The 13,126-nt window shown below is 58.2% G+C and carries 8 protein-coding genes; all 8 read right to left on the bottom strand.

Translation table 11 applies throughout. The annotated features are described in order from the left end of the window. Positions 1 to 225 precede the first annotated feature (225 nt). Entirely contained in the window at positions 226 to 2,469 is a 2,244-nt protein-coding gene (locus BLR92_RS00590; RefSeq protein WP_089724499.1) for a polysaccharide biosynthesis tyrosine autokinase, read from the bottom strand. Between the two features lie 50 nt (positions 2,470 to 2,519). Next, entirely contained in the window at positions 2,520 to 2,966 is a 447-nt protein-coding gene (locus BLR92_RS00585) for a low molecular weight protein-tyrosine-phosphatase (protein ID WP_089724497.1), read from the bottom strand. Beyond that, the gene (locus tag BLR92_RS00580; protein WP_089724495.1) at positions 2,966 to 4,099 is read right to left on the bottom strand and encodes a polysaccharide export protein; all 1,134 of its coding nucleotides are present in this window, start codon (positions 4,097 to 4,099) and stop codon (positions 2,966 to 2,968) included. The genes BLR92_RS00585 and BLR92_RS00580 overlap by 1 nt, the downstream gene beginning before the upstream one ends. Positions 4,100 to 4,809: 710 nt before the next feature. Further along, positions 4,810 to 5,682, bottom strand: a complete 873-nt coding sequence (gene sucD, locus BLR92_RS00575; RefSeq protein ID WP_089724493.1) for a succinate--CoA ligase subunit alpha — start codon at positions 5,680 to 5,682, stop codon at positions 4,810 to 4,812. Next, a complete protein-coding gene (gene sucC, locus BLR92_RS00570) occupies positions 5,682 to 6,848 on the bottom strand; it encodes an ADP-forming succinate--CoA ligase subunit beta (protein ID WP_089724491.1) in 1,167 nt (388 codons plus the stop codon). The genes sucD and sucC overlap by 1 nt, the downstream gene beginning before the upstream one ends. A 145-nt stretch (positions 6,849 to 6,993) precedes the next feature. Further along, complete coding sequence (gene lpdA / locus BLR92_RS00565) at positions 6,994 to 8,433, bottom strand: dihydrolipoyl dehydrogenase (protein ID WP_089724489.1); 1,440 nt, start codon at positions 8,431 to 8,433, stop codon at positions 6,994 to 6,996. 53 nt (positions 8,434 to 8,486) lie between these two features. Continuing rightward, on the bottom strand, positions 8,487 to 10,088 hold the full coding sequence (gene odhB, locus BLR92_RS00560) for a 2-oxoglutarate dehydrogenase complex dihydrolipoyllysine-residue succinyltransferase (protein ID WP_089724487.1): 1,602 nt from the start codon (positions 10,086 to 10,088) through the stop codon (positions 8,487 to 8,489). Between the two features lie 40 nt (positions 10,089 to 10,128). Continuing rightward, the gene (locus BLR92_RS00555; protein ID WP_089724483.1) at positions 10,129 to 12,963 is read right to left on the bottom strand and encodes a 2-oxoglutarate dehydrogenase E1 component; all 2,835 of its coding nucleotides are present in this window, start codon (positions 12,961 to 12,963) and stop codon (positions 10,129 to 10,131) included. Positions 12,964 to 13,126 lie beyond the last annotated feature (163 nt).

The raw sequence follows: 13,126 nt of genomic DNA, 5'->3' as shown, positions 1-13,126 counted from the left end.
TAACCCCGTATAAATAATAAAATTATATAAGCTGACGCAAATATTTTTTTAAACTACCTAACTGCGTAGAATATAACAGGGCTATATTTGTTATTTTTAGTACTTCCTGAATAAACGAGCTAACCAAACTGAGGCTTCAATTCCTTAATTCTGTCCCATACTCTCAACTGAAGCTAGAATTAGCATCACGCTAAGCAAAGCTTTTTCGCTCCACCTATATCACATCTACTTGTACGAATAGTTGTAGTAACCGTAGCCATATGCTGTGGCGGCCTTGCGCTCCAGTGCGTTAAGAACCGCACCCTTGACCGTCACCCCCCCAGTTTCAAGGCGGCGCATGGCAAGGTCGATCTCCTTGGGTGGATTGTGCTGGAAGCGTGCGACCATCAGTGAAGTACTCACCTGCTTACCGATAATGGCGGCATCTGTTACGGCGAGAACGGGGGGCGTATCGATAATCACCAGGTCATAGTACTGACTTACGGCATCGAGCAGTTCCGTAAACCGTGAGGTTACCAGTAGCTCCGAAGGGTTCGGTGGCGCTACGCCTCGTGAAAGGTAATGCAGGTTATCCATACCTTTGACGTCACGAATCATCTCTTCAAATGTCTGGCGTCCGGCCAGTATTTCACTGAGCCCGCCTTCGGAGGGTTCGCCAAACACTCTATGAATGTTTCCCTTGCGCATATCGCCATCGATAACCAACACCCGCTGACCGGCCTGGGAACACACTGCAGCCAGATTGACCGTGATGAAACTCTTGCCGACCCCGGGGCTCGGGCCGGTGATCATCAGGCGATTGTCATCACCTTCCAGCATGGCGAAATGCAAGCTGGTACGTAGCCCACGCACCGCCTCGATGGAAATATTGGCGGGATTGCGCTTTGCCAGCAGGCCGACGATATGGGGTTGCCCCCGGCTGGCCCCGCTATGCTTCATACGACGATTGAGTTTGTCCTGTTCTTCGGCAAGCGGCACGGTGGCATACACGGGCAATCCAAGTCGCTCGAGTTGATCCGGGGTTTCTACACCCGGATTGAGCATGGCCCGCATCATCACCAACCCCACGGCAACCATTCCGCCTAGCAGAGCGGCCAATACTACAATCAATTTTTTATTGGGTTCCACGGACTGCGGGAAAACCTGGGCCTTGTCCAGCACACGCACATTACCCACCGTACTGGCTTCCGCAATCTGCATTTCTTGTACTTTATTGCGCAACTGTACGTAGATTTCCTGAGTCACCGAAACGTCGCGTTGTAGGCGTAAAATTTCCTGCTGGGTTTCAGGCAGGTTGTTGATTTCTTCTTCCAATTCGGCCCGCTCGTTCTCCAACTGGGCCATCTTTTCCAGCAGTGCCGCATAGGTAGGGTGGCTTGGCGTAAAGCGCCGGGAGATTTCTGCCTCGGCGAACTCCAGCTCGTTGAGCTGGGCTTCCAGGTTAACCAGCCGTTCGAGCACGGACTGGGTTTCCAGGGAGAGATCGACACTATCGCGTTCAGTTCGGTAGGCATTTAACCGGCCTTCTGCCTGTCGCAAGCTTTCACGTATGGAAGGCACCTGTTGGCTGAGAAATTCCAGGCTCTTGCGCGCTTCTTCCGATTGGCGTTGAATATTCTGCGCCACATAAATATCGGTGATGGTTCTCAGCGTGGTTTCGGCAAGCGATGGCTCGGAATGGGTCAGGCCCAGGTTGAGAATGCCGGTTGCCTCGCCCTGCTCCGTGATTATCAAGCTTTTCCTAACGTCAGCGATTGCCACCAAGCGCTGGATATGCGAAAGGGTAAATGTCGCCCCGGGCGATGCGTTGATCGACTCAACCGTCAAGCTGACATCCCCTCCCAGGAACTCTACCGCCGAGCCCACGCTACCCATGCCGAGGGTTTTACCATCGTAACGCAGTGCATAGCGCTGGTCGTCGAGCACCTCAAGCGTAAAGGTTGTCCCCAGATAGGCATCAGCGACCGGCATGGTCGCCACGTCGATCGTCTCGCCGGCCCAGGTGTAGTCCCAGTCTGTCATGAAGGCCGGGCGCTCCATCCCGATACGTTGGAAAAAACTATCGATAGCAGAGTCAGGACGCTCAACGCCACTACGGGTCAGGAATTCACCGATAATAGGCAATCTTACCGGCTCGACTTCCAGGTCGAGATTGAGGATATCCACTGTCCGACCGAGAACCATACGTGAACCGATGATCTCGATTTCCGCTTGAGAGGGCGGTTCCTGCCCTAATAAGCTGTTAACTTCAGCAAGTGGGTTCGATGGTGCGGCATTTTCGACCTGCACCAAGGCATCGGCGCGGTAAATCGGCGTGGCCAGAAAGGCATATATGACCCCGGCGATGATGAACAGCGCGGTAATGCTGGCGATCAGCCATTTATGGTCGATCAGCACCCCGAACAGACGGCCGAAGTCGATTTCTTCGCTATTCTGAGTGGCACGGAATACAAACTGATTCTGGGTCATGGAAATACCTGAAGCAGAAAAAACGAAAGCGGAATAAAGCGAGAAAGGTATTAACCAAGTCTGCTTTGCCAGGCATCAGCGGCACGCACAAGCTGACGATGAACGTGTCCGAAGGCCTCGCGGCTCTTGTGATAAGGATCGGGTATCTCTTCACCCTTTCCTCCATCATCCAGCCAACGCCCGAATAGAAGGGTCTTGCCAATGGCTGCCGGTGCTAACTTGGCCATGGCAAGGCGCTGCCCTTCACTCATAACCAACACTAGATCAGCCTGTTGAATCATTTCCTGGGTGATCTGCCGCGCCCGATGCTGGCTTACATCCAACCCCTCTCCCTCGGCCAACGCTGTGGCCAGGGGTTCGACGCCTTGACCAACGAGCGCGCTCAACCCGGCTGACTCAATGGTGAGATGTGGCAGGCGGGCCCTGAGTAGGGCCCCCGCCACCGGGCTGCGGCAGACATTACCCGTGCAGACGATAAGGAGATGGGAAAACTGCATTATTCAAAGTTTTCTTGAATTTCCGTGGCCTGGTAGATCGTAGTCAGCGACGGTAGCAACTGGTCGAGGACACGGTTCCAGCGGGCCAGCGGTGCGGCAGTCACATAGATGACATCGGTAGGCTCGAGCATGAACTGCGACCCGAGCACGAAGGCGGCTGCATTATCGGCATTCAATTGATAGACCGTGGCGTAGGTATCACTGGGCTCGGGATTACGACGAATCACGAAAATCCCCGATGCATTGGCGCTGCCTTCACGAATACCACCCGCTTGCGCGATAACGTTGGTCAGCGATAGCCGGCTGTTGGCCATGGCAATGGCGGAGGGCGCGTTGACCTCGCCCATCACGTAGACCTGTTCATTGCCGATATCCAGCACATGCAGCACGTCGCCATCCTGCAGCAACACGTTCTGCTCCATGTCTCCGTTAGCGAGCATATCGAAAACCGATAAGTGCGTGTCTTGCCCGTTACGGGTCAATATCACGTTATGCCAGTTTGCCGTTTCACTCAGACCACCGGCAGCGCTGAGCGCATCGAGTACATGCATCGGCACATTGGTTATCGGGAGGGAACCGGGATCGGTAACCTGGCCGGTGACATAAGCCTTCTGAGCATTGAATGCCGCCACTCTAACCTCGACTTGAGGTTCGGCAATAAAATCTGCCAGGCGTCGCTGAATCTCGTCCCTTACATCACGTACCGTTCGTCCGGCAACATCCACCTTGCCAACGTAGGGGTAAAAGATGGTTCCATCCGAGTGAACGACATTGCCAGATTCCGCAGCACTGCGCTCACTACCTGCAGGAATCGTTAGTTCAGGATGGTCGTAGACAATGACACTCAGCACATCACCGCGGCCAATGCGATAATTGTAGTCGGTCGGTGCGTCGTGCATTGTGCTACTGACAGACGCTAATGAAGCGGCTTCGGGGCGCGGAATATCACTCATCGACTTGACCAGATCAATGGTAATAGGCTTTACCGTGACGGCATCGCGAAGAGGGTCCGCACCGGTCTCATAGTCGATATGCCCTCCTGGAACGGCACAGGCGGAGAGTCCCACAACCATTGCCATGCCTATCAGCGGCAGGCTCCAGCGCAGCCGAAGATTAGTGAGTCTTGGAATCATATTATTGTACCCCTGCTTCGATCTATGAGAATTTATCAGAGTCCATTCTTTAGGTTCGCCTAACAGATAGTTCGGACATATAAGGGAATGTTGTCTTTTCATACTTACACTCATGATATTTATTGACGCTTTATTCTATTTTCATGCAGTGAAACACAACGAGACTCGGCTTTATCAAAGCCTGCCTTTATAATGGAATTTTTCCACGCTACCGCCCCGGCGGTTATCAATCGGCATCCCCCGAGGCCATAAAAAACTATTTTTTTCATAGGGTTATCTACAAACACCCTATTGTTACCATGAATTAAAGAAAGTAAACAAAAGTACACGAATGCTATTACTTTAGTCCATGCTAGGATTTTTTAAAGAGGTTTTCATGGTTAATTTATGTAATAGTAAACTTTAATCACTAATCTAATGCCAAGTATTAACAGCTCTAGTAATTAATTATTAACCGGAAATGTCTTCACAACGAATATCAGTATTAGAACGACTAAGTTATTTATTGAGATGGGTGTTTCAAGTACTAATAAAGAGACGGAGCAGTGATTGATTGCTCTTCACGCATGAAGCGTGGTCGGGTCGGTGGCACCCGATAGCGCCAGCAATCAGACGTCATGAGCGCATTACCCGAAGTCACCCGACACCCAGAACGAAAAAAAGGCACCCAAAGGTGCCCTTATGCGCTGGATGAAGGCCTCAGGAGCTGATTACCAGCCTGTGACATCCTTCAGTGCGTCGCCAATCTCGGCGAGAGAGCGTACGGTCCTGACGCCCGCCGCTTCGAGGGCGGCGAATTTCTCATCCGCGGTACCCTTGCCACCGGCGATAATCGCGCCGGCATGGCCCATGCGCTTACCGGCCGGTGCGGTAACACCGGCGATGTAGGAAACCACCGGTTTGGAGACGTGCTGCTTGATGTACTCGGCCGCCTCTTCCTCGGCGGTGCCGCCAATCTCGCCGATCATCACGATGGCTTCGGTCTTCGGATCCTTCTCGAACAGCTCCAGGATGTCGATGAAGGTGGAGCCCGGAATCGGGTCGCCGCCGATACCCACGCAGGTGGATTGGCCGAAGCCGTGATCGGTGGTCTGCTTGACCGCTTCGTAGGTCAGGGTGCCGGAACGTGACACGATGCCGACGCGGCCCGGCTGATGGATATGGCCCGGCATGATGCCGATCTTGCTCTCACCCGGCGTGATCACACCGGGGCAGTTAGGACCAACCAGGCGCACGCCCAGCTCATCGCACTTGACCTTGGCGTCGAGCATGTCCAGCGTCGGAATGCCTTCGGTGATGCACACGATCAACTTGATGCCGGCATTGGCGGCCTCGAGAATCGAGTCCTTGCAGAACGGCGCCGGCACGTAAATGACCGAGGCCTCGGCGCCAGTCTTGTCGATGGCTTCCTTGACGGTATTGAACACCGGCAGGCCGAGATGCTCCTGGCCGCCCTTGCCCGGCGTTACGCCACCGACCATCTGGGTGCCGTAGTCGATCGCCTGTTCGGAATGGAAGGTCCCCTGGCTACCGGTGAAGCCCTGGCAGATGACCTTGGTGTTCTTGTCAATCAGGATACTCATTACTTGCCCTCCGCCGCTTTAACCACCTGCTGTGCCGCGTCGGTCAAGCTGGTAGCCGCGATGATGTTCAGGCCGCTGGACGCCAGTTTTTCGGCGCCCTGCTCGGCGTTGTTGCCTTCCAGACGGACCACGACCGGCACATTGACGCCGACCTGCTCCACCGCGCCGATGATGCCCTCGGCGATCATGTCGCAGCGCACGATACCGCCGAAGATGTTGACCAGCACGGCCTTCACGGAGTCGTCGGAGAGAATGATCTTGAAGGCTTCCGCGACACGCTCCTTGGTGGCGCCGCCGCCGACATCGAGGAAGTTGGCCGGCTGGCCGCCGTTCAACTTGATGATGTCCATGGTGCCCATGGCCAGACCCGCGCCATTGACCATGCAGCCGATGTTGCCTTCCAGCGCGACGTAGTTGAGCTCCCATTTCTGGGCATTGGCTTCGCGCTCGTCTTCCTGGGACGGATCACGCATCGCCTGCAGGTCAGGGTGGCGATACAGTGCGTTGCCGTCGAGGCCGATCTTGGCATCGAGACAGTGCAGGTTACCCTGCTCGGTGATCACCAGCGGATTGACTTCGAGCAGCGCCAGATCCTTGTCGTGGAACAGCTTGGAAAGGCCCAGGAAAATCTTGGTGAACTGCTTGATCTGATCGCCTTTCAGGCCCAGCGCGAAAGCCAGCTCGCGCGCCTGGTATGGCTGCGCGCCGGTCAGCGGATCGATCTCGGCCTTGAGGATCTTCTCGGGGGTTTCCTCGGCGACCTTCTCGATTTCCACGCCGCCTTCGGTGGAGGCCATGAACACCACGCGACGCGTAGCGCGATCGACCACCGCGCCCAGATACAACTCAGTGGCGATGTCGGTGAGATTCTCGACCAGAATCTTGGCGACCGGCTGGCCCTTTTCGTCGGTCTGGTAGGTCACCAGGTTCTTGCCCAGCCACTGTTCGGCGAAGGCCTTGGCCTCGTCGGGGCTCTTGATCAGCTTGACGCCGCCGGCCTTGCCACGGCCACCGGCGTGGACCTGGGCCTTGACGACCCATTTGTCACCGCCGATCTTCTTGCACGCGGTAGCGGCTTCTTCGGGAGTGTCCACGGCGAAGCCCTTGGACACCGGCAGACCATAGTCGGCAAACAGTTGTTTGCCCTGATATTCGTGAAGGTTCATCGTGTCATGCCATTGGTTGCATGTGACTCGAACGATGGCCAGCGGATTCGTCTCGATAGAGTGCGAACCCGGGCCACCCCCGTTCGCCCGCGCAAAACGCGAGCGACGCGTCTCGGGGAATTGGACGCGTGCTTACATCGTGTTGTTATTTGCGCTTCTTGCGGTTGGCCATGTGAATCGCATGGCCGTCTACCGCCAGGGCGGCCTCGTGGATCGCCTCGGAAGTCGTCGGGTGCGCATAGCAGGTCAGTGCCAGATCCTCGGCACTGGAGCCGAACTCCATGGCGATCACGCCCTGGGCGATCAGTTCGCCGGCATGCTGACTGACGATATGCACCCCGAGAATGCGGTCGGTTTCGGCATCGGCAATGACCTTGGCCATGCCCTCGGCAGCGTTGTTGGCCAGCGCACGGCCATTGGCGGAGAACGGGAAGGAACCGGTCTTGACCTCGATACCGGCAGCCTTGGCTTCCTGCTCGTTCATGCCGACCCACGCCACTTCGGGCGCGGTATAGATGACGCAGGGGATCGCATCGTAGTTCATCTCGGCCTTATGGCCGGCGATGATATCGGCGACCATCACGCCCTCTTCCGATGCCTTGTGCGCCAGCATCTGGCCGCGCACGCAGTCGCCGATGGCATAGACGCCCGGCACGCTGGTGCGGCAGTGATCGTCGACGAAGATGAAACCGCGCTCGTCCAACTTGATGCCGGCGTCGTCATCGAGCAGACCCTGCGTATAGGGCCGACGGCCGACGCAGACGATCACCTTGTCGAAGGTCTGCTCCTGCTCGCCCTTGCTGTCGGTGTACTTGACCACCACTTCCTTGCCCTTGACCTCGGAGCCGGTGACGCGCGCGCCCAGCTTGATGTCCAGGCCCTGCTTCTTGAGCAGCTTCTGGGTTTCCTTGGCCACGGCCTGATCGACCATCGGCAGGAAGGTATCCATCGCCTCGAGCATGGTGACTTCGCTGCCCATGCGCTTCCATACACTGCCCAGCTCGAGGCCGATGACACCGGCGCCGATCACGCCCAGGCGCTTGGGCGCCTCGGTGAATTCCAGCGCGCCGGCGGAGTCGACGATCAAGCCTTCGGTCAGCGGGGTCGGCGGAATCTCGACCGGCACGGAGCCGGAAGCGATGATGATGTTCTCGGCCTCATAGGTGGCCTTCTTGCCATCGTTGCCGGTGACCTCGACCTTGCTGTTGGAAAGCACCTTGCCGGTGCCCTCCAGCGCGGCGACGCCATTGGCCTTGAACAGGGCGCTGATACCGCCGACGTTCTTGGCGATGACGCTCTCCTTGAACTCGAGCATCTTGGCGATGTTAGGCGAGACCTCGCCCACTTCGATACCGATCTCGGCGTAATGATCGCGCGCTTCGATGAACTTGTGCGATGTCTCGAGCAGGGCCTTGGAGGGAATGCAGCCCACGTTCAGGCAAGTGCCGCCATGCACGGTCTTGCCCTGCTTGTTGACCCACTTCTCGACACACGCGGTCTTGAGGCCCAGTTGGGCAGCGCGAATAGCGGCGACGTAGCCACCGGGGCCCGCGCCAATGACGATCACATCGTATTTATCGGCCATGAAATCTTCCTGTTCGTCTGTTCGATTCGCGATAGGTTGACGTTAGCGGCGAATCACACGTCCAGCAGCAGGCGTGCTGGATCCTCGAGCAGTTCCTTGATGGTCACCAGGAACTGTACCGCGTCCTTGCCGTCGATCATGCGGTGATCGTAGGACACTGCCAGATACATCATCGGACGGATTTCGACCTTGCCATCGACCGCTACCGGGCGCTCCTGAATCTTGTGCATGCCCAGGATCGCGGTCTGCGGTGGATTGATGATCGGCGTCGACATCAGCGAGCCGAAGATGCCACCGTTGGTGATGGTGAAGGTACCACCCTGCATTTCGTCGATGCCCAGCTTGCCGTCACGCGCGCGTTTACCGAAGTCGACGATGGTCTTCTCGACATCGGCGATCTTCATGCTGTCGGTATCGCGCAGCACCGGCACCACCAGGCCGCGAGGCGTCGAAACCGCCACGCCGATATCCTGATAGCCATGGTAGACGATATCGGTCCCGTCGATTGAGGCGTTGACATCCGGGAAGCGCTTGAGCGCCTCGGAGCAAGCCTTGACGAAGAAACCCATGAAACCGAGTTTGGTGTCGTGCGCCTTCTGGAAGGTTTCCTTGTACTGCGCGCGCAGCGCCATTACTGCCGTCATGTCCACCTCGTTATAGGTGGTCAGCATGGCTGCGGTCTGCTGGGCCTGGACCAGACGCTTGGCGATGGTCTGGCGCAGCCGGCTCATCGGCACGCGCTTCTCGGGGCGTTCGCCCTCGACCACCGGCGCCGCAGCGGCGGCCTTGGTCGCACTGGCGCTATCCGCTGCCTTGGAGGCTGCCGCCTTCTTGGCATTGCCCTCTTTCACGGCCTTCTGCACGTCTTCCTTGAGGATGCGACCGCCCTTGCCGGTGCCTTCGATCTTGCTGACGTCAAGATCGTGCTCGGCGACCATCTTGCGCGCGGCGGGCGCGAGAATCTTGTCGCCGAGCTTTTCATCCGATCCCTGGTCGTCCTTGGCGCCGTCATCGGCTTCAGCAGTCTCGTCGCCACCCGATTCACCGCCAGCCCCTGCGGAGAAGATCGCCAGCACGGCTTCGGATTCGACCTGCTCGCCCTCTTCGACCTTGATTTCAGACAGCGCGCCATCGACGGGCGCAACGACTTCCAGCACCACCTTGTCGGTCTCGATGTCGGCCAGCACCTCGTCGCGCTTGACCGCTTCGCCGACCTGCTTGTGCCAGGTCGCCACGGTGCCTTCCTGCACCGACTCGGGGAAGCTCGGCGCCTTGACGTCGTACGCCTTGCCGGAGGCCGCCGGCTTCTCGGCTTTCTTTTCAGTCTTTTTCTCGGCTTGCTTCTCCGGCTGGGAGTCGCTATCCCCCTCGGCCTTGGCATCGACATCGGCGCCGGAGCTGGGCTCGGCTTTCTCCTGCGCCTCGCCGAGCAGGCCCAGCACCTGCTCGGAGTCGCAGGTGTCGCCTTCCTCGACCTTGATCTCCGACAGCGTGCCCGCTTCCGGCGCCACCACTTCGAGGACGACCTTATCGGTCTCGATTTCGACGATCAGTTCGTCGCGCTCGACGCTGTCCCCGGGTTTCTTGTGCCAGGTAGCAACCGTGCCTTCGGCAACGGATTCCGGAAAGCTTGGCGCTTTGATCTCGGTAGCCATCTCGTTTCCTTAGTGTGTTCTCTCGTCCCGATGAGGCGCTTCAGGCGTTGAAGGCGTCATCCACCAGTTGGCGCTGCTGTTCGACGTGTACGGACATGTAGCCGGCCGCGGGTGCCGCGGAAGCCGGACGACCGGCGAATTTCAATTCGCGACCCAGGCCGTTTTCCAGCATATCGGCGACCACGCGCATGTGATGCTGGCTCTGATACCAGGCGCCCTGATTGAGCGGTTCCTCCTGGCACCACACCAGCTGCTCGAGGTTGGTGTAACCCTTGAGCACCTCATAAAGCTCTTCCTTGGGGAAGGGGTAGAGCTGCTCGATACGCACGATCGCGGTGTCCTCGCGCTCGTTTTCACTACGGTAGGCCGCCAGATCGTAGTAAACCTTGCCCGCGCACAGCACCACCCGCTTGACCTTCTCGGCATCCAGCTTGCCGACGTCGGCCAGCACCATGTTGAAGCGGCCGTGGGCCAACTCTTCCAGGGTGGACGTCGCTTCCTTGTGGCGCAGCAGGCTCTTCGGCGACATCACCACCAGTGGTTTGCGGATCGGCCGGATCACCTGGCGACGCAGCAAATGATAGATCTGCGCCGGCGTGGTCGGCACGCAGACCTGCATGTTGTGCTCCGCGCACAGTTGCAGGAAGCGTTCGAGGCGCGCCGAGGAGTGTTCCGGTCCCTGGCCTTCATAACCGTGAGGCAGCAGCAGGGTCAGGCCGCACAGCCGCCCCCACTTCGACTCGCCGGAAGAGATGAACTGGTCGACGACCATCTGCGCGCCGTTGAAGAAATCACCGAACTGCGCTTCCCAGATCACCAGTGCATTGGGCATGGTGGTGGCGTAGCCGTATTCGAAGGCCAACACGGCTTCTTCCGAAAGGAAGGAGTCGTGAATGGTGAAGCGCGGCTGGCCGTCGCCGATATGCTCCAAGGGCACGTAGGTGGTGCCATCCTTCTGGTTGTGCACCACCGCGTGGCGATGCGAGAAGGTGCCGCGCCCCGAATCCTGTCCAATCAGGCGTATCGGGTGACCCTGTTCGAGCAGGGTGGCGTAGGCCAGGGTTTCGGCGAAGCCCCAATTGAGCGCCATGCCACCGGCGTGCATCTTGCGGCGGTCTTCGTAGATCTTGGCGACCTGACGCTGAACCTGAATCCCATCGGGAATCTCGCACATGCGCGCCGCCAACTGCTGCATGCGCTTCATGTCCATCGTGGTATCGGCATCGCCGGTCCATTCGTGGCCGAGATACGCCGACCAATCGACGAACAACTCCTTGTTGGGCTCCTTGACCAGCGCGTTGGCGACATGGTTGCCGGCCAGCAGATCCTCGCGATACTTCTCGATCAGATCCTTGGCCTGATCGGCGGAGAGCACGCCATCTTCCACCAGGCGCGCCGCGTAGAGTTCGCGCGAACTCTTATGCGCCTTGATCTTCTGATACATCATCGGCTGGGTGCCGGACGGCTCGTCGGCCTCGTTATGGCCGCGACGACGGTAGCAGACCAAGTCGATGACCACGTCCTTATGGAACTGCTGGCGGTAATCGACGGCCACCTGGGTGGCATGCAACACCGCGTCGGCATCGTCGCCGTTAACGTGGAAAATCGGCGCCTGCACCATCTTGGCAATGTCGGTGCAGTATTCGGTGGAGCGCGTGTCCTGGGGATGTGAGGTCGTGAAACCAACCTGGTTGTTGATCACGATATGCAGCGTTCCGCCGGTCTTGAAGCCGCGAGTCTGCGACATCTGGAAGGTTTCCATGACCACGCCCTGGCCGGCAAAGGCGGCGTCGCCGTGGATGTTGATCGGCAGAACCTTGTCGCCTTCCGCGTCGTCGCGGCGATCCTGGCGGGCGCGTACCGAACCCTCGACCACCGGTGAGACGATTTCCAGATGCGAAGGATTGAAGGCCAGCGCCAGGTGAACCTCGCCGCCCGCGGTCATCACGTTGGAGCTGAAACCCTGGTGATATTTGACGTCACCCGAGCCCTTCTCGATGACCTTCTTGCCGTCGAACTCCTCGATCAATTCCGAAGGGCTCTTGCCGAGGATGTTCACCAGCAGGTTGAGACGGCCACGGTGAGCCATGCCGATGACCACTTCCTTGGACCCATAGCCACCGACGCGCTGGATGATCTCGTCCATCATGGGTATGAAGGTCTCGCCACCCTCGAGGCCGAAACGCTTGGTGCCCGGGTACTTGGATGCCAGATAGCTTTCCAGGCCCTCCGCCGCGGTCAGGCGCTCGAGCACGTGCTTGCGCACTTCGTCGCTGAATTTCGGCTTCGAGCGCACCGATTCGAAGCGCTGCTGCAGCCAGCGTTTTTCCTCGGTATCGACGATATGCATGAACTCACAGCCGATACTGCGACAGTAGGTCTGCTCGAGTGCGTCGACGATTTCCTTGAGCGGTGCCTTATCCTTGCCCAGGAAGAAGGAGCCGGTCTGGAACTCGGTATCCATGTCGGCTTTCGACAACTGATGAAAGGATAGATCGAGATCCGGTATCGGTACCGGCTTGCGCAGATCGAGCGGGTCGATATCGGCCTTCTGGTGGCCGCGGAAGCGATAAGCGTTGATCAGCTGGAGAACCTTGACCTGCTTCTTGCTTTCGCTACTATCGCTGGTGGCCACGCCCTGGGCGGAGCGACGGCTCTGGCCCAACTGGTAGAATTGATCGCGAATCGGGCTGAGGGGAATATCGCGGGAGGGACTGCCTTCTGGGCGCGGTAACTTGTCGAAGTAGTTACGCCATTCATCCGGGACCGCATTGGGATCGACGAGGTACTGTTCGTAGAGCGCTTCCACATAGTGAGCGTTGCCGCCGCTCACATGGGAGGTGCGCCACATCAACTCCATTATGCCTTCTTGCATCTCTCGGTCACCCTGCACTGATGGGGTGTTGTCGGCGCCGGCCTGCTAGTCGCTCCGGCGTCACGATTGCCCTGCCGGTGGGACGACGCGTCGTCCACTGAATTCACGGCAATGATCGTCAAGAGCCGGTGCACCAGGCACCGGCTCTTGAAACTTGGCCGGC

This window comes from Modicisalibacter muralis (assembly GCF_900102945.1).
Lineage (GTDB): Bacteria > Pseudomonadota > Gammaproteobacteria > Pseudomonadales > Halomonadaceae > Modicisalibacter > Modicisalibacter muralis.
The sequence above is the reverse complement of the archived record's forward strand: the minus strand, read 5'-3'. Positions and strand labels throughout refer to the sequence as shown.

Excerpts from the sequence above, each read along its gene's own strand:
- BLR92_RS00590 (WP_089724499.1), bottom strand. The coding sequence starts at position 2,469 with ATGACCCAGAATCAGTTTGTATTCCGTGCCACTCAGAATAGCGAAGAA.
- BLR92_RS00585 (WP_089724497.1), bottom strand. The coding sequence starts at position 2,966 with ATGCAGTTTTCCCATCTCCTTATCGTCTGCACGGGTAATGTCTGCCGC.
- BLR92_RS00580 (WP_089724495.1), bottom strand. The coding sequence starts at position 4,099 with ATGATTCCAAGACTCACTAATCTTCGGCTGCGCTGGAGCCTGCCGCTG.
- sucD (WP_089724493.1), bottom strand. The coding sequence starts at position 5,682 with ATGAGTATCCTGATTGACAAGAACACCAAGGTCATCTGCCAGGGCTTC.
- sucC (WP_089724491.1), bottom strand. The coding sequence starts at position 6,848 with ATGAACCTTCACGAATATCAGGGCAAACAACTGTTTGCCGACTATGGT.
- lpdA (WP_089724489.1), bottom strand. The coding sequence starts at position 8,433 with ATGGCCGATAAATACGATGTGATCGTCATTGGCGCGGGCCCCGGTGGC.
- odhB (WP_089724487.1), bottom strand. The coding sequence starts at position 10,088 with ATGGCTACCGAGATCAAAGCGCCAAGCTTTCCGGAATCCGTTGCCGAA.
- BLR92_RS00555 (WP_089724483.1), bottom strand. The coding sequence starts at position 12,963 with ATGCAAGAAGGCATAATGGAGTTGATGTGGCGCACCTCCCATGTGAGC.